This is a genomic window from Ruegeria sp. AB7, assembly GCF_056542625.1.
The window spans coordinates 541,886-563,502 of the sequence record NZ_JBQGAC010000002.1 but is presented as its reverse complement, the minus strand read 5'-3'; the positions used below and the strand labels follow the sequence as shown (position 1 = coordinate 563,502).

7 protein-coding genes are annotated in these 21,617 nt (G+C 59.4%); 4 read left to right on the top strand and 3 right to left on the bottom strand.

Going from position 1 to position 21,617, the window contains the following annotated elements; all coding sequences use genetic code 11:
* Nucleotides 1–20 precede the first annotated feature (20 nt).
* Nucleotides 21–1,112 (bottom strand): aromatic ring-hydroxylating oxygenase subunit alpha, encoded by a 1,092-nt coding sequence (locus tag ACR0EN_RS08480; protein WP_170394282.1) that lies wholly within the window; start codon nucleotides 1,110–1,112, stop codon nucleotides 21–23.
* A gap of 214 nt (nucleotides 1,113–1,326) precedes the next feature.
* Between ACR0EN_RS08480 and ACR0EN_RS08475 the strand changes: the two genes are divergently transcribed.
* From ACR0EN_RS08475 to ACR0EN_RS08460, 4 genes are all read left to right on the top strand, one after another.
* The gene (locus ACR0EN_RS08475; protein WP_480586203.1) at nucleotides 1,327–3,801 is read left to right on the top strand and encodes an FAD-dependent oxidoreductase; all 2,475 of its coding nucleotides are present in this window, start codon (nucleotides 1,327–1,329) and stop codon (nucleotides 3,799–3,801) included.
* Between the two features lie 71 nt (nucleotides 3,802–3,872).
* On the top strand, nucleotides 3,873–4,988 hold the full coding sequence (locus tag ACR0EN_RS08470) for a mandelate racemase/muconate lactonizing enzyme family protein (RefSeq protein WP_170611746.1): 1,116 nt from the start codon (nucleotides 3,873–3,875) through the stop codon (nucleotides 4,986–4,988).
* A gap of 13 nt (nucleotides 4,989–5,001) precedes the next feature.
* A complete protein-coding gene (locus tag ACR0EN_RS08465) occupies nucleotides 5,002–6,105 on the top strand; it encodes a mandelate racemase/muconate lactonizing enzyme family protein (protein WP_480586199.1) in 1,104 nt (367 codons plus the stop codon).
* Nucleotides 6,106–6,134: 29 nt separating this feature from the next.
* Nucleotides 6,135–7,496, top strand: coding sequence for an aminotransferase class III-fold pyridoxal phosphate-dependent enzyme (locus ACR0EN_RS08460; RefSeq protein WP_480586197.1), 1,362 nt, complete (start codon nucleotides 6,135–6,137; stop codon nucleotides 7,494–7,496).
* A 173-nt stretch (nucleotides 7,497–7,669) separates the two neighbouring features.
* Here the strand turns inward: ACR0EN_RS08460 and ACR0EN_RS08455 are convergent, their stop codons facing one another.
* Nucleotides 7,670–8,149 (bottom strand): invasion associated locus B family protein, encoded by a 480-nt coding sequence (locus ACR0EN_RS08455; RefSeq protein ID WP_480586194.1) that lies wholly within the window; start codon nucleotides 8,147–8,149, stop codon nucleotides 7,670–7,672.
* A gap of 18 nt (nucleotides 8,150–8,167) precedes the next feature.
* Entirely contained in the window at nucleotides 8,168–21,493 is a 13,326-nt protein-coding gene (locus tag ACR0EN_RS08450; protein WP_480586192.1) for a hypothetical protein, read from the bottom strand.
* Nucleotides 21,494–21,617 lie beyond the last annotated feature (124 nt).

Below are 21,617 nucleotides of genomic sequence, written 5' to 3'. Positions count from 1 at the left end.
CCCATCCACAGCACGTAACGTTATTCAATCGCCTCGCGCATCCATTGTTGAAGCTTCGCAACGGAATGCTCGCTCATGACGCCACAGGCCGGATCAAGCACCAGCGGTCCCGGTTTGTACCCTTTGGATTTCAGGCCGCGGTGAACGGATTCCACTAACCGAATATCCTCGGCCACAGTCGTTTCGCGATCCTGAGTGGCAAGGCCACGGATCACGTCGCTTTCATGACCGCCTTCTGTGTACCACCCGCGCCAGACGGTACAGCTGTCCACTGTATTTGCCCGCCAATGATAGGTGTTCAGAACATTTCCTGGATAGCATTGGAACGAGAACATCGGCCACAGGAACCAGCTTTGATAGTCGCCCGCATGCTTGTTGCTTTCCAGATCAATCGGATAGGTCATCTTTTCGAGGCTTTGGCACTCGGTCGTGTGACGCAGCACGTAACCTCCCGACACATCGGGCTGAATGTCATAGGTTTCCGGTTTGATCACGCCTTCGGCAAAGGTCGGGTGATTAGTTGGGCAGTGATAGCATTCCGAGTAATTCTCGATCGAAACCTTCCAATTGCAGTTCTCGGGAATTTCGACCCACTCTAAGGGGGCCAGAGCGTTAGTGTTAGGCACGAACTCAGACAACTCGTCCCGGACACCGGGATACCATTCGTCCATCGTTGCCGCGTTATCGTCCAAATTGACAAAGATGAACCCGAGGAAGTCTTCGGTCCGTACTTCGGTCAGACAGATTTTCGCGCGATCAAAACCGGGAACTTTCTTGATGTTCGGTCCAGACCGCAGGCCGCCGGTAAGCTCATAGGTCCACTGATGATAGGGACAAACCACTACACGGGTATTCCCAGTTCCGGTCACCATTTCATGCGCACGATGCTGGCACACGTTGTAGAAAGTCCTGACAAGATTGTCGCGTCCGCGAATGGCAAAAAGGTTCTGACCAGCGATTTCGAACGCAAAGTAATCGCCTACATTTGGGATATCTGCCGCATGACCAGCGTATTGCCAAGTTCTGCACAGCAGGCCGTTCATCTCTTTGTCGAATATGTCAGGATCCGTATAGTACCGGGCCTCGAGCGAGTGGGTTGGCAGGACAGTCATATTTTTTCTCCTGATACAAGCCGAGCTGGTGTTTCAGTCAAAAAGATCGCGTCAGGATTCGTAACATCCGTACGCGTCAGAATACCACTTGAAACATCTGTACCGCACATTGCTTACCTCGGTATGTACATTTGTGCCATTTTTAATTGACAGTGGTACATATGTAGCAATAGGAAGTCCACAGAATTCCATGTCTCGGAAACAGGAAGTTGCGATGTCTAAAAAGGAACTGCCTGCACGCGCAAAGGTCGTCATTGTCGGCGGTGGCGTCATGGGTTGCGGACTGGCCTATCACCTGGGCCATGAAGGTTGGGGCGAAGACACGGTGCTGTTGGAAAAGGCCGAGTTAACTTCGGGCTCCACCTGGCATGCCGCTGGTCAGATTACTCACTCCACCAGTTCCTACGGGCTGGGCAAGATGGTCGACTATAACATTGGCCTCTATTCCAAGACACTTGAGGAAGAAACCGGTCAAGCGGTCACGTGGCACGGCTGCGGTTCATTCCGTCTGGCCTATACCGAGGATGAGATGGACTGGCTGCGCCACACATTATCAGTTGGCCGAGCGCTGGGGTTCAACATCGAGTTGGTAGGGCCTGACTTCATAGCTGAAATGCACCCCTACTATAACCTCGACGGTGTCATTGGCGCGCTTTACACGCCAGATGACGGTCACGTTGATCCTTCGAACGTGACTATGGCCATGGCCGCTGGCGCCCGTCAGAAAGGTGTGAAGATTTTCCGCCACTGTCGCGCGACCAACATTACCCAGAACGATGCAGGTGAATGGGTGGTGGAAACCGAACAAGGCACCATCACCTGCGAACACGTCGTTAATGCAGGCGGCACCTATGCCCGTCAGATGGGCGAATGGTCGAACCTGCAATTACCCATGACCTCGATGACCCATCATTATTTTGTCACTGAAGATGTGCCTGAATTCAAAGACCTGATAACTGAGCTGCCGGTGATCCGCGATGACAAGATGGTTTCGGGCTATATCCGCATGGAACAGAAAAAGGGCCTGATCGGGATCTATGAAAAGGAGAACTCGAACTCTGTCTGGCATGATGAATGCCCATGGGAGTACGAAAACTGGCTGTTCGAGGCGGATTATGACCGTGTCATGCCTTGGCTGGAAAACTCATTGGAACGGATGCCGATCTTTTCTGAACTGGGCATCACCCGCGAAGTCCATGGTGCAATCAGCCACCCGCCAGATGGCAACCCGATGGTCGGCCCCGCACCCGGCGTCAAGAATTACTGGTGCTGCTGTGGCACGCAGATCGGCATCGGTTGGGGGCCTGGTCTGACCCGTGAACTGGCCAAATGGATGGTACACGGTGCTGCCGATATCAACATGCGTGACTATGATCCGCGCCGCTTTGGCAGCTATGCCAAGAAAGACTGGCAGGTCATCAAGGCGCATGAGGATTACAAGCTGCGGCACGAGATCCCCTTTCCGCATTTCAATCGTCTTGAAGGGCGTCCGATCAAACCCTCGCCGCTGTATGAAATCCTCAAGGAAAAGGGCGCGGTCTATGAAGAGGTTTTCGGCCACGAACGCCCCCGCTGGTTCGCGCGCAATGGTGTTGAACAGCGTGACCACTATTCGTTCCGCCGTAACGAGGTTTTCGACATGGTGGCGCTGGAATGCCAAGCCGTGCGTGAGCGTGTTGGTATCATGGACGTGACCGCGTTCACCAAAGTCGAAGTTTCAGGCCCCGATGCCTATGCCTATCTTGACCGTCTGACGGCCAACAAGATGCCGCAAAAAGACGGCTCGATCACGCTGACCCACTTTTTGAATCGCCGAGGCCGGATCGAGCTTGAGACGACCATCGTTCGCATGGCTGAAGATCGGTTCTACCTTGTATGTGCCGCCTTCTTCGAACAACGCCTTGTCGATCACCTGAACCAGAACCTCACGGGAGAGACAGTCTTTGTCAAAACGCTCTCCGAAGATTGGTCGGCTTTGTCCCTGAACGGGCCAAATTCCCGCGAGGTGCTGGCCAGATGCACCGACGCGGACCTGTCCAACGCCGGGTTCCGCTGGCTGTCGGCTCAGGAAATCACCATCGCGGGGCACAAGGTCTGGGCCTTTCGCATGTCCTATGCGGGCGAGTTGGGTTGGGAATTCCACATGCCGGATGAGGCCTGCGTTGACGTCTACAACGCACTGTGGGCAGCCGGCGAGGAATTTGGCATCGAAAACTACGGCTCGTTTGCGATGAACAGCCTGCGCATGGAAAAAGCATTCCCCGGTGCTGGAGAACTGACCAACGAGGTCACGCTGCCAGAGGCCAATGTCAGCCGGTTCTTCAAGCTGGACAAAGAGTATCTGGGTGTCGAAGCAACGCGCGCCAGTGCCGCTCAGTCTGAGGCGGGCGAGATGCCATGGATTTGCGCCTATTTGGAGATCGAACCGGATGGGGTCGAAGATGGTCATGGGGGCGAGGCTATTCGGATCAACGGCGAGGTTGTCGGTGCAACAGCCTCGGTCGCCTATGGCCACAGCGTCGGCAAAATCCTCGCCTTTGCTTACGTCAAGCCACACGTGAATGTTCCGGGCACAGAGATCGAAGTAGTTATCGCTGGTGTACCCCGCAAAGGGCGTGTCCTCGGCGAAGCAGCCTATGATCCGAAATCTGAGCGCCCACGTACGGATGCGGTTCGTGAATTGGCGTGATCTGAATGTCAGTGCGCCGGGGATTGCTCCTCAGCGCATGGCGGCCATCGCAGGAGCCCTGTGGTGAAACCATGAAGATTACGCGCATCCGAGTTTTCAAGACCCCCCTGCCATATATCGGCGGCTCATACGGCTGGGGGGCGGGCAACGCGATCACAACGTCGATGTCTTCGGTAGTGGTGATCGACACGGATGCAGGGCTGCAGGGCTGCGGCGAGTTTGCCCCTTGCGGCGAGAACTACATGATCGCCCATTCCGAAGGGGTCGAGGCCTTTGCCCGCCTTGCCGCCCCGCATTTGCTGGGTGAGGACCCCCGCCAGCTGTCCAAGATCGAACGGCTGATGGATAACATGGTACAAGGCCACGGCTATGCCAAAGCGCCCTTTGATGCAGCGTGTTGGGATATTCTGGGGCAGTCCACCGGACAATCTGTCTGGATGCTGATGGGTGGCAAACTCACCGATGGTGCACCGATGTACCGGGTTGTACCGCAGAAACCTGTCTTGGCAGAGACCATTGCCGAGATGGAGCAGCACCGGGCAGCGGGATACCGGCAGTTCCAGATCAAGGTAGGTGGCGACTGGGTGACCGATATCGACCGTATCCGCGAAGGCGTGCCCCTGCTGAAACCCGGTGAAAAGGCTATGGCAGATGCCAATCAGGGTTGGCGCGTTGACAACGCCATCCGTGTGGCCCGCGCAACCCGCGATCTGGATTTTATCCTCGAACAACCCTGCCACAGTTACCACGAGTGCCAGCAGGTGCGCCGCGTAGCCGAGCAACCAATGAAACTGGATGAATGCGTCACCGGGATTGAAATGGCCCGACGCATCGTGAACGATCGGGGTGCCGAAATTTGTTGCTTGAAGATTTCTAACCTGGGCGGCCTGTCCAAAGCCCGCCGGGTGCGCGATTTCCTGATTGATCACGGTATTCCGGTTGTCTCCGAGGACACATGGGGCGGTCAGATCACCACCGCCGTAGTTGCCCATTTTGCGGCCTCAACACCCCAAGAGATGCTGATCAATTCAACCGATCTGATGAACTACAACACCCGTAACACCGGGATTGGCGGCCCCACAGTAAGGGACGGTAAACTCTATGCCACAGATACTCCGGGGCTTGGGGTGACGCCGGACTTTGACAGCCTTGGCCCACCTGTCGCAACCTACGAATCCTGCGCCTGATGGAAACCGCCTGATGAAGATTACTCGCATCACCGCCTGGGAAGTCCCGCTGACCTCGCATGACACCTATTACATGGCCGAGGGCAAGACCTGCGATACGACGGTTTCAGTGGTCGTCCGCCTGGATACCGACACCGGCGCATCGGGCTGGGGAGAGGTTTGTCCGATCCCGCATTATTTACCCGCCTATGCCAAGGGCGTGGTTCCGGCGCTTGAGGAAATGGCATCTGTTCTTATCGGCGCTAACCCCGTTGGCCCCGAAGCCCTGATGGAGCGCCTCAACAAGCATCTGATCGGGCATGGCTACGCCAAGTCAGCGATCGATACAGCGCTCTGGGATCTGACAGCGCAGACAGCCGACCTGCCGCTTTATGCTTTGCTGGGTGGGCGGGCGGTTGCGGATATACCGCTGTATCACTCAATCACCTGTATCGCGCCGGATGAAATGGCGCACATGGCGCGCGATGCCTTTGATCAGGGCATGCGACAGTTTCAGGTGAAGCTGGGCGCGGATAACAACTGGGAAGCCGACGTTGCTCGTTTGATTCAGGTGCGCGAGGCTGTAGGTGATGGCCCGTTGGTTTATGGAGACTGGAATTGCGGGTCAGATACGCTGACCGCTACACGAGTTGGCCGCGCTGTCTCGCATCTGGACATAATGCTGGAACAACCCTGCGCCACGATTGAGGAATGCGCCCAGGTCCGCGCCGCGACTGGTCTGCCGATGAAGCTGGACGAAAGCGCCTGTGACATTCATTCGGTTCTGGCAGGACACCGCGCTGGCTGCATGGATGCTGCTGCGCTGAAACTGTCGAAGATGGGCGGCCTTTCGACGATGCGTCAAATCCGCGATCTCTGCCTGTCGCTTGGCACGCAGATGTGCATCGAGGATACCTGGGGCAGCGATGTTACGACGGCCGCCTCGCTGCATCTTGCGGCCTCAACCCCAGCGCGCGGCATCATGAATACATGCGATCTGTCCCACTATGTCAAACCGCGTCTCGATCCGAATGCACCTAGCCGCCGGAACGGTCGCATCGCCCCACCCGAAGGCCCCGGCCTTGGCGTCAGGCCTGATGCAGACGCTTTGGGCCAGCCAGTAACCATCATCGATTGATCCCAACCCCGCACGCCAAGAGGCCTGTTATGGAAGACTTCAGCAACGCCTACCCCTCCCATGATCCCGAATGGGTCAAAGACATGCACGCGGACCATTACCTGCAAAGCTGGTCAAAGCAGGGCAGCCGCCCGCGCGTCATAACAGGTGCTCAGGGCAGTTGGTTCTGGGACAGCGACGGCAAACGCTACCTCGACTTCCAATCCCAACTGGTAAACGCCAATATGGGTCATCAGCACCCCAAGATCGTACAAGCGATTAAGGATCAGGCGGACAAGCTTTGTTATATCGGCCCGGCCATGGGCTCGGATGTTCGATCAGAACTCGCGGCAATCATGACCGAGATCACACCTGCCAACATCTCATCAACCTTTTTTACAACAGGAGGGTCCGCCGCCAATGAAACCGCGATCCGTTTGGCGCGGCATTACACCGGTCGGACAAAGATCATTGCCCGCTACCGTTCCTACCACGGGGCAACCGGTGGCACGCTATCGCTGACCGGCGACCCGCGCCACCATCTGACCCGCGCCGATATGCCGGGCATCGTGCGGATGCTTGATCCTTACGTCTATCGGTTACCAACAGGCCACAAAGACCCGGCCCAGTGCCCGGTCGCCCAAGGCGGGCCGCATCTGGAAGAAATCCTGATGTATGAAAACCCCAACACCGTGGCCGCTGTCATTCTGGAACCTATTGTCGGCACAAACGGGATCATCGTGCCACCCGACGGATATCTGCAATCTATTAAGGCAACCTGCGAAAAATACGGCATCCTACTGATCGCGGATGAGGTCATGGCCGGGTTTGGCCGGACCGGAAAATGGTTCGCCGTCGATCACTGGGGTGTTCAGCCGGACATCATTTGTTCGGCCAAGGGCATCAACTCGGGTTACGTGCCGCTTGGCACCATGTCCGTCAGTACCGAGCTGCATGACTGGCTGCGCGATTACCCATTGCCCGGAGGCCTGACTTATGCCGGCCATCCGCTGGCATGCGCATCTGGCATTGCCGCGATCCGAGCCATGCAGGAAGAAGGCACGCTGGCCCACGCCACCGCGGTGGGGGAAAAGATGCGCGCAGAGCTGCACAAGCTGGCAAAGAAACACCCCTCGATCGGGGATATTCGCGGCAAGGGCATGTTCAACGGCATCGAACTGGTCAAGAACCGCGACACCCGCGAACCGCTGGTGCCATTTGCCGCCAAAGGCGAAGACGCCAGACCCATGAGCGAGATGATGAGCTTTGCGATGAACGAAGGCCTCTACCTGTCCTTCTTCTCGAACGTGATCCGCCTGACCCCACCGCTCAACATCAGTGAAGACGACCTGATGACAGGGCTGGCGATTCTGGACCGCACCCTCGACATCGCCGACCGGGAGTGTCTCTGAGAACTAGTCGGCGCGAACGCTCGCATCTCGGAAATCCAAAGCCATCACATAGCCCTACGCCGCAGCCTCCGCTCGTTGCGAGCGCAATCACAAAATGAACGCTATGGTCAGACCCATCTACGCGTTGCTAACCAAGAAGGCCTGCGCGGCCTTCTGGAAGGAAGGCCAGGCAATCACGGCAGCATATCGGATATTCTGCTAAATCCCGCCAGATCGAAACCAAAGGAAATCGGATCGCCGACCCGGTTTACGCTTTCAATACTCAACAGATTGCCAGCGCGCATCTTTGACATCCAGTCCTGAGAAACAGGAGAACGGGCAAAACAACCCTGTGCTTCGCAGGTTAGAAAATCCAGCCGCGCGATCTCGGCATCATCCACTTTAGCAATCAGCCCTTCAGAGAACAGCAGGCCAAATGGCAGTGTCAGCACCGCTTCGATCTCTTCTCTGCCGGCAGGTTTGACGAACGCAATCGAGGCAAGCCTTTGATTGTTCTCGGTTAAGATAATGGTCTGGGTCATTTCACAAATCAATTCAGTTCCGTTGACCTGATTGCTGCAGTTGACCGACCACAATGGCGCTTCGTTTTCCTGTGCGCCAAGTTGAGTTGTCAAACCGAACGACGCCACCAAAGCGTAGATCCAAGTTTTCATACTGCTGTTCCTCATAAACTAGAATTGTATCCCAAGGCCAATGCCAACCTGCAGGGCTTCGGTTGAGTCTCCAAACATATGGTCCAGGCTCAGGTTGATAAAGCTGCTGTCATCCAAAGCAAACAATCCCAACCGCGCGGACACGACGCCGTGGGCGTCACCGATATAGCTGGTATTCACGAACCCTCCATCGGCGGCGCTGGCCCCACTGAAGCCAGCGGTTACCGACACCGTGTCGTCAGACGAGAGGATGGCACCGGCGCGCAGGCTCGCACGCAGTTTCTGCGAGGCACTAAGTATCTGCTCGGTCCCGATCTCAATCGACGGCGTCAGCGAATAGATCATCTCGTTGTCGTCCTGCAAGACGATACCTGACAAAGTGGCATCGCCATTGCTTTCCGTCGCCAACCGCGTCGCATCGACGGCCAGTTCGGGGCGCAGGTACGCTCCACCAGCGCCAAGTCTTTGATCATACGCCAGGCTGAGCCGCAGGTTCTGGTGGTTCATCTTGTGCTTGATCTCGCTGACACCAACGGTGTCCACAATTGTGCCATTGGGCAAAACGCCCCGGATCCCACCTGCACGGCTTGTATCGTAGTTTGACCAACCTGCCGACAGCATGGCCGCAAACTCCCACGCGCCTGTGTATTTGGTCAGCGATGCACCCAGATTGAACCGATCGCCGGATGCATTGTATTGCGATCCGTTCTGCAGGCTGATCTGGTCGTAGCCCAGGGCAAACCCTGCATACAACTCATCCCCCACCGGTAGACGGACACCCGCCGACCAATTGGTGTTATTGACGTTCAGATCGTTGTAAATCCCGGTCTGCTCGCGGTCGAAGAAATAGCGGCCGCCGGTAAACCAGATACAGTTACGCGGATCATCCCCGGCTTGATAATTGGTGTAGCGTTCGCAGTTTTGCAGCGTATCCGCGAATACCCGCGTGCCAAAATACGCATCCACCGCATCTGCGGCGTAGTCCGCTGTCGACAAGCTCTCAATGGCCGCGATCACATCGGCCTCGGATTGCATGTTCCCGATCAGCGCCAAAAGCTCGCCCTGTTCGGACGTTCCCCGCCCGTTCAGGACATCATTGATATAGTCACCGATCGCGGTCTGGTTGGAGTTCATCCTGGGCGTCGAATAGTCTGGTGTGATCACCAGATCGATCGAACTGCCGTCCGACGTCGCCCCGTTCAAACCAATGGAGTAATCAAGAACCACAGTGTCCTGGATGGTCGTGCCAGCATCTGCGGCCGTTCCATCGGGATTGATGATGACAAGCGGCAATGCACGTTCGAGCGTGTTCAACCGCGGCACCAATGTACCACCAATGGTGGCATCCCCGGTGACATTGATCAGATCGCTGTCTCCACCCGATATGCCAGTGGTTCGGAAATACACGTCGAACGTTGAAGTCGCAGTGCCGCCAAAGGCCAGACTTCCGGTCACGTTCGTGGTCTGGCTGACATTTTCGGTGAAGGAAAAATCATCCGCTTGAACAGCAGCCGTCAGGCCTCCGTCGACGCCCCAATTTGCGCCCAGAACCAAGTTGCCATCCACCTGCATGAGCCCGGCGTCGCCCAGATTCACGGTATCCAATGCATAGAAGGTTGCACCATCTTCCACGGTCAGGCCATTCGTCCCGTCACCAAGGTTCAGGTTCCCAAGCGCGCGTCCGGACAGCGTGATTTGTTCATTGCCATCGCCGCCGTTCACCAGTTGGTTATTGCCCGCGATCAGCACCGTGTCTTCTGATAGGGTCAGCGTGTTGTCGGTACCTCCTTCGACAATGATCGAGGCAACCGAGTTCGCTTGCCCGGTGCCGCCCATGACAACACCATCGAACCCAAGCATAATGGCGTCTGCACCGTCACGGCCTTCGGATTGTGCAAAGACACCAATGCCACCGTCGCCGACCGACATCACATTGCCGGTCAGGGTCATGTCGATAGCACCGCCCGACCCGGCGCCACCTGCGGCACCCCGGAATATGGAGTCGACGATGCCGCCACCGCCACCCAGCGATTGCGCTGCAACACCGATCGCGTTCTCTCCGCTGGTGACCGTGTTACCAGTTTGCGAGAACAGAATGTCCCCGCCGTCCCCGCCATTTGCAGCTGACAGATTTACGGTCACCTGGCTGGGGTCCAGGTCTGTCGTGACAAGACCACCGCCGCCGCCGATGCTCTGGATCACGAACGCATGCGATCCGGTACCACTTGTGTTTACGTCACCGGTATTGGTGAAATCGACGTTGCCGCCATCTCCAGTTGAATCGTCCTGCGCCCCGAGGGTCACATCGACGCCTCCAAGACCAGCAACGACAGCTTCACCACCGCCCGCGCCGATGCTTTGAACGCTTTGGCCAAAGGACCGGTCACCGCTGGTGAAGACATCTCCATTCAGATCAAGATCGATATCACCGCCGCTGTTGCGGAAGCTTGGATCGGACCCCAGGATTACCGAAGCAAACCTGTTGGTATCAGCCGTGCCCGTGCTGTTGAGCACCAGCTTACCGCCGCCGCCGCCAATAGATTGCGCCGTACCTGCCGAGGAAAACGCACCATCTGTGCCGACATCGCCCGTCCGGCTGCCGAACACATCGCCACCTGCTGCATCATTCGTATCAATCGCGCCCAGGCGCGCATCAATCTCGATACCGTCGCCATCCTGAAGGCTGATGTTGTTGGCCGATGTGCCACCACCGCCGCCAACACTCTGCAGCATCAGACCTGTCGAGCGGTCGCTGGTGGTCGCTATGTTACCGACGTGCGACTGGGCAACCTGGCTGCCCGCCGTGCCCGAAACATCATCACCGCCCAACGAGATGTCACTGATATAAACAGTGCCGGTTCCACCCGCGCTTGCCGTCGCAGTCATAAAGTCGACCGATGTTTCGGAGTTGCCGCCGCCACCATTGACGGATTGGGCGAAGATGGCCTCGCTGCCTGCACCATTCACCAGAATGTCTCCGGTTGAATTGACAGTCGCAGTTCCCACCGAGCCGGTGGTCCCTTCTCGCGCGCCCAACACATGAGAGATCGTGTAGTCCAGCGCCGAGACCAAGGGCGACGATACCGAATATCCCGCATTACCGCCGCCGCCACCTACGGATTGGGCATAGATACCGAACCCGTTTTCAGCGTTCACGACAATCGTACCGGTATGGTTGACCGTGACATCTCCACCATCCGCCCCGTCACCACCAGAACCGCCAATGGCGATCTTCGAGTATGACTTGCCGGTCATTGTGTTTTTGAGGTCGTTCACATGCATCGCAACGGCCAATCCACCATTGCCACCACCGCCACCAACGGATTGCGCGAAGATACCGTAGGCCCCTTCGCCATCAACGCGGATGTCGCCGGTATTGGTGACAACCGCGTTTCCGGCAGCATTCCCACTGCCACCCGAACCACCGATGTTCAACTGCGCGGTCGGAGAGCTATTGTCCCCAGTCTTAAGCCGCATCGTCCCAGTAATCGAACTCCCACCATTGCCGCCGCCGCCACCAACGGATTGAGCAAAGATGCCATGCGCACCTGCACCAATGGTGAGGATCGTACCCGCATTTGTGACGGCCACGTTGCCTCCGGTTCCACCGGAACCACCCGAGCCACCCAGGCCAAACTGCAACGCCCGCCGAGTGCTCGCCTCGGCCCCGCCATAGCGACCATCAACCGAGATTGTCGATCCGCCATTGCCGCCGCCACCGCCGACAGACTGCGCGAAGATACCGTGGCTTTCGGCTCCGCTGGTCACGATCGTACCATCGGCTTCGTTCACAACAGTGGTTGTACTGCCAGAACCACCGGTGCCGCCGGTGCCACCAATAAGGATCGCGTTTGTCGTAGACCCCTCCGAGGACCGGCCCAGAATAATGTTTCGAACTTGCTGTGCATCACCACCGCCACCGCCGACCGATTGCGCGTAGATACCCACCGACTTGTCGCCCGTGGTTAGGATCACGTCCCGGTTGGTCACAGATACCGCCGCCGACATCGCACCCGAGCCGCCGTTGCCGCCGATGGACAAGGTCGCGGTGTTTCCAATCTCTTTACGAAGGCTGATGATGCGGTTTTCCACGACACCACCCATGCCGCCGCCGCCTCCGACGGACTGCGCAAAGATACCATGGGCCATGGTGCCTGCTGTGCTGATTATTCCGTCGCTCACAACGGTCACGATGTCCGAGGTCATACCGTCCCCACCTGTACCGCCTATGTTGATCGATGCTGTGGTGCCGACTGTGGACGGGTTGACCACAGCTTTGATGGTATCGAGGTTCGATTGTCCGGCCTGTACCATGCCGCCAGTTCCGCCTGCGCCACCGATGGATTGCGCCATCAGCCCAATCGAACGATCTCCGAACGTTGCGATCTGGGCAGTGTTGGTCACGTCCACCGTGCCACCAACGCCTCCGGTGCCACCAGTGCCACCGATGGACAAGGCAATTGAAGTGCCCTTGCCAGCCGAGTTGCTGGCCTTGCCACCATTGCCGCCGCCGCCGCCAACTGACTGCGCAAATACGCCATGTGCGTCATCGCCCTGCGTGACAACAGTGCCCGCCACCACAGAAGTCACATCGCCTGCTGCGCCACCCGTACCGCCTTCAAGCCCGACTGACAGGCTGGCTTTGTTGCCTTTGCTGTCGCCGGATTTCGGGGTGCCGATGCTGACCGAAGTTGATGACGAGTTACCCCCGCCATTGCCGATGGACTGTGCAAAGAAGCCATAAGACCGGTTGCCCGTCGTGCTGATCGCGCCGTTCGAGCTGGCATAGACGTCCCCGCCGCTGCCCCCGGTTCCACCCGTGCGGCCGATCTGGATGTTTACATTGCCGCCATCAACCGAAGTCGATGCCGAATTGTAGCCAGCATTGCCGCCGCCGCCGCCAACGGACTGCGCAAACAGACCATGGGAATCTGCGCCCGAGGTCGCGATGTCGCCTGTATTGCGCACATCCACCGAACCACCGATGCCGCCCTCACCCGTGCCGCCGCCAATAGCCAAGCCAAAGCCTTTGTTGGTCGCGTCGGAGGCAAGCTCATAGGTCATGCCGAGGTTCAAGGCGGCGTTGCCGCCGCCACCGCCGATGGATTGCCCAAACACACCGTGGCTGCCATCTTGCAAGGTGACGATATCACCATAGTGATCAACATCGACCTCGCCACCGTCCCCTGCCGTACCTGCATCGCCACCGATGGCAACCACCGCTGACACACCGGTTTTATTGCCAGAGGAATCTGCAGGGTTCACCTTGCCTTCAAGCTCATCCAAAACCGCGTTGTAGTTGGCGATGACCGAGTCATCGACGCCGGTATTGGTCGGTGTCTTACGATCGGATGAATCGCCTGTGCCGCCGTTGCTTTGGTTGCCGGTGGTCTTGCTGATACCCACAACTGCGTTGATCCCCGCATCGCCGCCGCCGCCGCCAATGCTCGACGCCTCGATACCGTGCGATCCAACGCCATCGGTCGTGATTGTCCCCGCAGCAAGGGCCGCTGTGCCACGCGCGACGGTCACGTCACCCGCATCGCCGCCACCGCCGCCAAAGCCGCCGATCCCCATCGCGATAGGTGAGCTGTCCTTGGTACCAACAAAGGTCGCATTAATGCCGCCGGTACCACCGCCGCCGCCGATGCTCTGGGCAAAGATTCCACGCGCGTGATAGCCATTTGTTGCGATGTTGCCGGTCTGAGTGACCGACACGTCACCCGCATCCGCACCAGTACCTCCGTGGCCGCCAAGGCCGCCCACAATGCTCAGATCCGTTTTGCCGTCCGAGTTGTTGGAGTCGCCATAGTTCAGCTGCCCGGTCACATTCAATGCACCGTTGCCACCGCCGCCTGCGATCGACTGGGCCAAAACTCCATGTTTCCAGTTGCCGGCGACTGACACAGTTCCCGCGTGATTGACGCCCACATTGCCCGAGACATTGCCGTCACCGCCAAAGCCTCCGACGCCAAACGTAACCGAAGGGATCTTGCCATCTTTGCTGAGCGCGATTCCACCCGAGACATTCAGACCGCCATTGCCGCCGCCGCCGCCGATGGACTGCGCCAGTAGACCCGCCGAACCGTCAGTATCCGGCTTTTCTTCGTTGAAGACACCCATGTCGATGAACAGGCGTTCCAACCCGAAGTTCGACGCCAATTCCTCGGTCTCATCTACGATCGAGTCGCCCAGGAAATCACGCAGTTTGTCTTCGAACGTCGTTGTGTTGGGGATCGATATATCGTCCGGGTTCGTTGTAACCGTAATATCCGCTTGCGAGGTGACCGTGACGTCTCCGGCCTGACCGCCATCGCCTGCGAAACCACCGACGCCCACGATCAGAGAGCTGTCGGATACGATCCCGCCTGACACGTTCAGACCACCGTTGCCACCGCCGCCGCCAACGGATTGGGCCAGCAGGCCGGATTGGCCAGTGCCGTGAGCTGTGATCGTACTGCCTGCGCCAATGTTCACATCGACATTTCCGGCGTCTCCACCGCCGCCACCAAAGCCCCCGACGCCCACGACAACCGCGTAGGATTTGCTGCTATCTGTCTGGCCTGCGCCGGGTTTGCCGCTGATCGCGAGGCCGCCCGAGACGTTCGTACCACCGTCACCGCCGCCGCCGCCAAGCGACTGAGCAATGATGCCACTGGCCCCTTTGCTTTCATCAACAGCGAAAGTGCCATCCGATTGCTCGACCATCGGAACGGCCTGCACATTGCCGGTATAGTCCAGATCGACGTCACTTGCGTCACCGCCAGCCCCGCCAAAGCCGCCAACACCCGCTGAAACCGAAAAGATCGTGTCCGACCCCGATGGTTTGGTCAGCGCCAGAGTGCCCGAAATATTCACGCCCCCGGTGCCGCCACCGCCACCAAGGCTTTGCGCAAACAGACCATGCGATCCGTCACCCGCCGTCACTACATCGCTTTGAACATCCAACGTGACCGCATCGGCATTGCCACCACCGCCACCAAAGCCACCAAGTCCCAGGGCAACCGCTGCACCGGATTTGCCGGTGAGATTGACAGCGCCAGAAACGTTCAGACCGCCGTTACCGCCGCCGCCGCCGACCGACTGGGCCATGACACCAATACTGTCTACGCCAGTGGTTACCACCGAAGTTGTGCCACTGCTGTCCGTTCTTGAGCGCAATGTGCTGTTCACTTCACCAGCGTTACCCGCCCCGCCACCGAAGCCGCCAACGCCCAGACTGACCGAGCCGCCATTTTCCTGGCTGATACCCAACGAGGCCGAGATATTAGTGCCGCCGTTGCCACCACCGCCGCCAAGGCTCTGTGTCAGGATCCCGGTGCTGCGATCACCTGTTGTGGTTACTCCACCGGTGATTGTCGATTGCACCAACGCTCCGGCATCAGCGCCGCCGCCGCCAAAACCGCCCACACCGATGCCGACCGCCGCATTGGCTGATCGGGACAGAGACAGCGCTGCCGAGATGTTGGTGCCGCCGTTGCCACCACCGCCGCCGAGGCTTTGCGTCAGAATGCCGACCGAGTCATCACCGGTTGTCATGACATCTCCGGTGACCCGCTGCGTGACGTTATCTGCCGCACCACCGTCCCCGCCAAAGCCGCCGACGCCGATCCCCAAACCGCCGGAATAGTTGCTGGCTAAAGAAATGGCCCCGGAAATGTTTGTGGCGCCATTGCCGCCACCTCCGCCAAGGCTTTGTGCGATAATACCTGCCGACCGCGGACCCGAGGTGCTCACATTGCCCGAGAACGTGTTGTCGACTACCCCGCTGGTCCCGCCACTGCCGCCGAAGCCGCCCACGCCGATACCTGCCGCACCCGATCCAGTGCGTGCGATGCTCAGAGCGCCCGAGATGTTGACGCCGCCATTACCGCCGCCGCCGCCAACGGATTGGACCAGAACGCCCGTCGCGTTCTCACCACTTGTAGTGACATCGCCGGTGACCGACCCCGTCGCCGAGCTCGCAGCACCGCCATCTCCACCCGAGCCACCGATGCCAACCCCAACGGCGCCGCCTCCGGTGCCCGAGATGTTCACGGCGGCTGATACATTCAGCCCACCATTGCCACCGCCACCCGCAGCAGATTGCACCAAGACGCCGCCAGAATTGTCACCGGTAGTGGTAACATTGCCAACGATCGTGCCTTCGGCAGTATCCGCGTCGCCCCCGTCGCCACCGCTGCCACCAAGACCAACAGACGCACCACCGCTGCCGGTTCCTGCGACAGTGACTGTGGCGGAAACATTCATGCCTCCATTGCCCCCACCGCCGCCAAGGCTTTGCACGATCACCCCGCCGGATTCATCGCCTTGTGTCGAGACGTTTCCGTTCAATGTGGCTTCAACTGTGCCTCCGTTGCCGCCGGTACCGGACGCCCCACCAAGACCCACGGATGCCCCACCCGAGCCGGTGCCCGCCGCGGCCACTGCAACCGAGACGTTCATGCCACCATTACCGCCGCCACCGCCGACAGATTGTGCCAAGAGACCGCTGGAGGTTTCACCTTGCGTGATCAGATTCCCGGTTACATTCGCCGTGACCGCCGAGGCGTCACCGCCGCCAGTTCCACGACCGCCCAAGCCAACTGCCGCAGCGCCAGAACCCGTACCTGCGCCACCGACGGAAGCAGAAACGTTGAACCCGCCATTGCCGCCGCCGCCGCCGATTGATTGCGCCACAACTGCGCTGGACTGCGCACCTTCGGTTTGAACACTATTGGCAACCGTCAGGCCAACAACACCCCCCGTGCCGCCGCTGCCACCGGACCCACCCAGGCCAACGCTGATCGCGCCCGATCCGGTGCCGGCCCCAGCCAAAGCCGGTGAGACATTGAAGCCACCATTACCACCACCGCCACCAACGGACTGCGCGAGGATACCCACCGAAGCATCCCCTCGGGTTACCACGTTAGCTGTTGTGCTGGCCGCCACCAAACTGCCGTCACCCCCGGCGGACCCTGAGCCGCCCAGACCAACCGAAACTGATCCCGCACCCGTTCCAGCCCCGGACACGGTGGGCGAGACATTGAACCCGCCGTTACCACCGCCACCGCCAAGCGACTGCGCAACAAACCCACTTGAGGCGAAGCCATCCGTCAGGATGGTGCCATTCGAAGTCAGCGTGACAATGCCGCCATTGCCGCCGGTATCACCTGAACCACCCAGTCCTACACTCACCGCACCACTGGCTGTACCTGCGCCCGACAGAACCGGGGCTACGTTGAACCCACCATTTCCGCCTCCGCCACCGATGGATTGCGCTACGACGCCCGAGGACTGATCCCCCTGCGTTTCAACCGCATTATTCGATGTGGCATCGACCGTGCTGCCATCGCCGCCACCGCCGCCGTTGCCACCCAATCCGACCGAGACGCCAGCCCCTGCAGTGCCCGATCCCTGAACCGATGCGCTGACGTTAAACCCGCCGTTACCTCCGCCACCGCCGATGGACTGCGCGAGGAAGGCCGTCGCCGAGTCGCCTTGCGTCAGAATTGTCCCACTGGATCTTAGCGTAACCGACCCGCCATTACCGCCACCTGCGCCCGTTCCACCAAGCCCGACACTGACCGCACCGCTTGCAGTACCTGCACCGGCCCCAGTCCCCGAGATATTAAACCCACCATTGCCGCCACCACCGCCGATGGATTGGGCGACGACGCCTGAAGAACGGTCCCCGACAGTTACAATCGTATTTGTAGTCGTCAGATTGACTGTGCCACCCGTCGAGCCCGTACCTGCGTCGCCGCCAAGGCCAACTGAAACTGCACCGCTCGCAACCCCAGCCCCTGCAAGTGACGCGCTAACATTAAAAGCACCATTGCCACCGCCTCCGCCAACGGACTGTGCCAGAACGGCAGTAGAGTCCGCGCCACCGGTGCTTACGGTGCCTGTGACTCGACCTGTCACCGATTGACCGATTCCACCTCCTGAGCCGTCGCCACCAAGGCCTACGGTGACGGCACCGCCACCTGCCCCCGCACCAGCAACACCGGCCGTCACGTTGAAGCCACCATTGCCACCACCGCCGCCGATGGATTGGAAAACTACGCCGCCTGAGCCTTCGGACACTGTTGTGACGTTTCCAGCAACCTGGCCTTCAACCACGCCGCCATTGCCGCCTGTATCGCCGTTGCCGCCGAGCCCGACGCCAATTGACCCAGCACCGGCTCCTGCCGCTGCCACACCGGCAGTGACATTGAAACCACCATTACCACCGCCACCGCCGATGGATTGAATAACGACAGCCGTCGAGCGTGCACCTTCGGTCCGAACCTCGCCGTTGACGCGCACGCCGGTTACCGTACCGCCTATGCCGCCGCTGCCTCCGTCGCCGCCAAGTCCGACTCCAATCGTTCCGGCACCGCCACCGCCGGCCGCCAAGCCAGCAGCGACGCTGAAACCGCCATTGCCACCGCCACCGCCGATGGATTGCACCACGACCGCACCGGCATCGTCCCCACGGGTTGTGACATCCGCATCAACTTGGGCCGTCACTGTACCGCCCGCACCTCCACCGCCAGCTTTACCGCCGAGGCCTACACTGATGGACCCGGCAGCGCCGCCCGCAATATCGGCGCTGGCACCGATGGCATAACCACCATTACCACCGCCGCCGCCAACAGATTGCGCAACGACACCGCTGGAGAATGCACCGCTGGTTTCGATCGAGGTCCCACCAGCACGCAAAGTGACATTGCCACCGATACCGGCACCACCACCATCTCCGCCGACACCAACGTTGATCCCGACCGCAGCGCCTCCGCTTGCGCTGATACCGGCCGCGATGCTTCCACCACCATTACCGCCACCGCCGCCCACGGATTGCGCGATAATCGCGCTGGAGCTTGTGCCAGTCGTGGTCACGTCAGCATTGGTATAGACCTGAACAAGTCCACCATTGCCCGCACTGCCGGCCTTGCCGCCAATTCCAACTGATACGTTGCCCGAAAACAGAGCCGAGGCGCCACCGGTCGCAGCGACCGCCAAACCACCATTGCCACCACCCCCGCCGACGGACTGGAACAGCATGCCTGTCGATCGGTTTCCGGTCGTGACGACAGTGCCTTCAAACCCAGCTGCTGTTGCGACGCCACTACCATCGAACTGGCCAACCGTGACTGGACCACCCGTGCCGCCCGTACCTCCGTCACCGCCAACCCCAACAGCCAGCGAACCCGATACTGGACCTCCAGAGGCTGCGACAGATACCGCATAGCCACCATTGCCGCCGCCACCGCCAACAGATTGCAGCATCACCCCAACCGAGTCGTCGCCTCCGGTCTGCACCGAAGCTGAACCGCTGCCGCTAAGTGTGACCGTCCCACCGTTGCCACCATTGCCAGCGGACCCACCAACCGAGACCGATGCCGCGCCAAATGCGCCAACCGCAACCGAGACCGCTCCGCCACCGTTGCCACCACCGCCGCCGACAGATTGTGCAAATACACCTGCCGAGCGCGCGCCCGAAGTCCGGATAGCCGATGGCTGGCTGCCATCGGTGTTGGATAAGGTTACGTTGACATTGCCACCGGTCCCTCCGGCCCCGCCATCACCACCGATGGCTACCCCGACAAACGCACCTACCGAACCAGACGAACCACCATTGCCGCCACCGCCACCAATCGACTGGGCCAGAATACCCATCGCATCATCACCCGAAGTGGTGATGATCCCGTCATTCACGATCGTCACAGTGGACCCGCTGCCACCGCCGCTGCCATTGCCACCGACCGAGACCATTCCACCGGACGAGCCACCATCACCGCCACCGCCGCCGATGGATTGCGCAATAATCCCGCGGGCGTTGTCGTCTTCGGTTACAATACGCCCGTAGTTGCTGACGCTCACTGCAGCGCCCGTTCCGCCCCGAGATCCTGTGCCACCAATCGCAACAAGCCCATAGGAGTTTGCACCGGTTCCGCCGCTGCCGCCGATGGATTGCGCCATGACACCGTCAGCCCCAATGCCCAAAGTCAGGATGCTTCCCGAACCTTGCACAGTGACATTCACCGCGTCCCCGCTACCGCCGTTCGAGCCCACACCACCAAGAGAAAGGGATACCAGGCCGCCTGCAGTTCCGCCCGAACCACCGCCGCCGCCGATGGACTGGGCAACAATACCGCGCGCGAAATCACCTTGTGTTTCAATCGCGCCACCATGCGAGACGTTAACCCTGCCTCCATTTCCGCCATTATCGGCCCCGCCAATGAGCGAAACCAACAAGTTGCCACTTGTCCCCGCTGACCCCCCCGAACCGCCGATGGATTGGGCGTAAATCCCGTTCGCATAGTCGCCGGTCGTCAAGATGCTACCGCTTGAGGTCGTGTTTACCGTTACGGTGCCACCGCTACCACCATAGCCTCCGTTACCGGACGAGCCAACCAGCCCCCATTGTGAGCCACCATTACCGCCGTTGTTCGAAACGCTCAGCGCATAGATGCCATCAGCCGAGTCGCCGGACGTAGAAATGTCACCCCGCTGCGTAACGGTTACGTCGCCACCATCTGCCGAGTGGCCACCGGTGCCCCCACCCGGAGCCGCGAAGCCGCTGCCACCATCACCAGCCTCGCCGCTGCGGCTGAAGGCAAATATACCGTCATAGCCGTCGCCCGATGTCTGGATCGTGCTGCTGGAGGATTGTGTTGCGTTTACCGTGCCGCCTTCCCCGCCGTCGCCGCCATCGCGCCCGTCCCAAAAGCTCAGATACGAGTCGCCGCCCTGACCACCGTCACCGCCAACGCTACCCACTTGCCAACCGACATTGCTGGTTGCGTTGACATTCCCGCTCAGGGTTTGTGTCTGGGTTGGGCCATCGGCACCGTTTCCACCTGAACTTGGTGGAACAACAAGCGCACCATCGCGCCCATTGCTGCCATCTCGCCCGTAAACGACCTGGCTCACACCGTTAGGTCCGGAGACGTTCACCGGCGGGGTGACAGAGCCAGGAGTACCCGAACTGTTGAAGTTGCTGTTGTACTGAGACAGGGTCAGCTGAGTGGACAAGCTGGCCGTTCCGGTCGCACCAGAATTACTGATCTGAGCCGTTGTTCCCGTTATGGATACAATCTCAAATGCCAGTGGGGGATTGTCGGAGTTGTAAATTGTATCGCCGGCATCTTTGACGAGAAACACATAGCCATCCGCCGTCTCAACAAAAGCCGTCGTCCCGGCGGTAGGTGTTGAAGCGGGATCCACGATCAGTGCGGTGACTGTCGTATCCAGACCAGTCACAGGGTTGTTAACAGTGTCTCCAACAATTGAATCTGCAGTCGGCGCGGCAAGCAAAGGTGTTGAATTAAATAGAAAAATAGAAAGCGCGAACAGCAGGTTTGAAAACTTTGACACCTTGAGACCCTACAACCCAATTCACCAGCACAGTAGGCAAAGAAGAGCCGCACCCAAAAGCAACACATTGCTTTTGAGTATTTCCCCATCACCACCTAAAGAAAGATAGGCGCAAGTTTAAGGA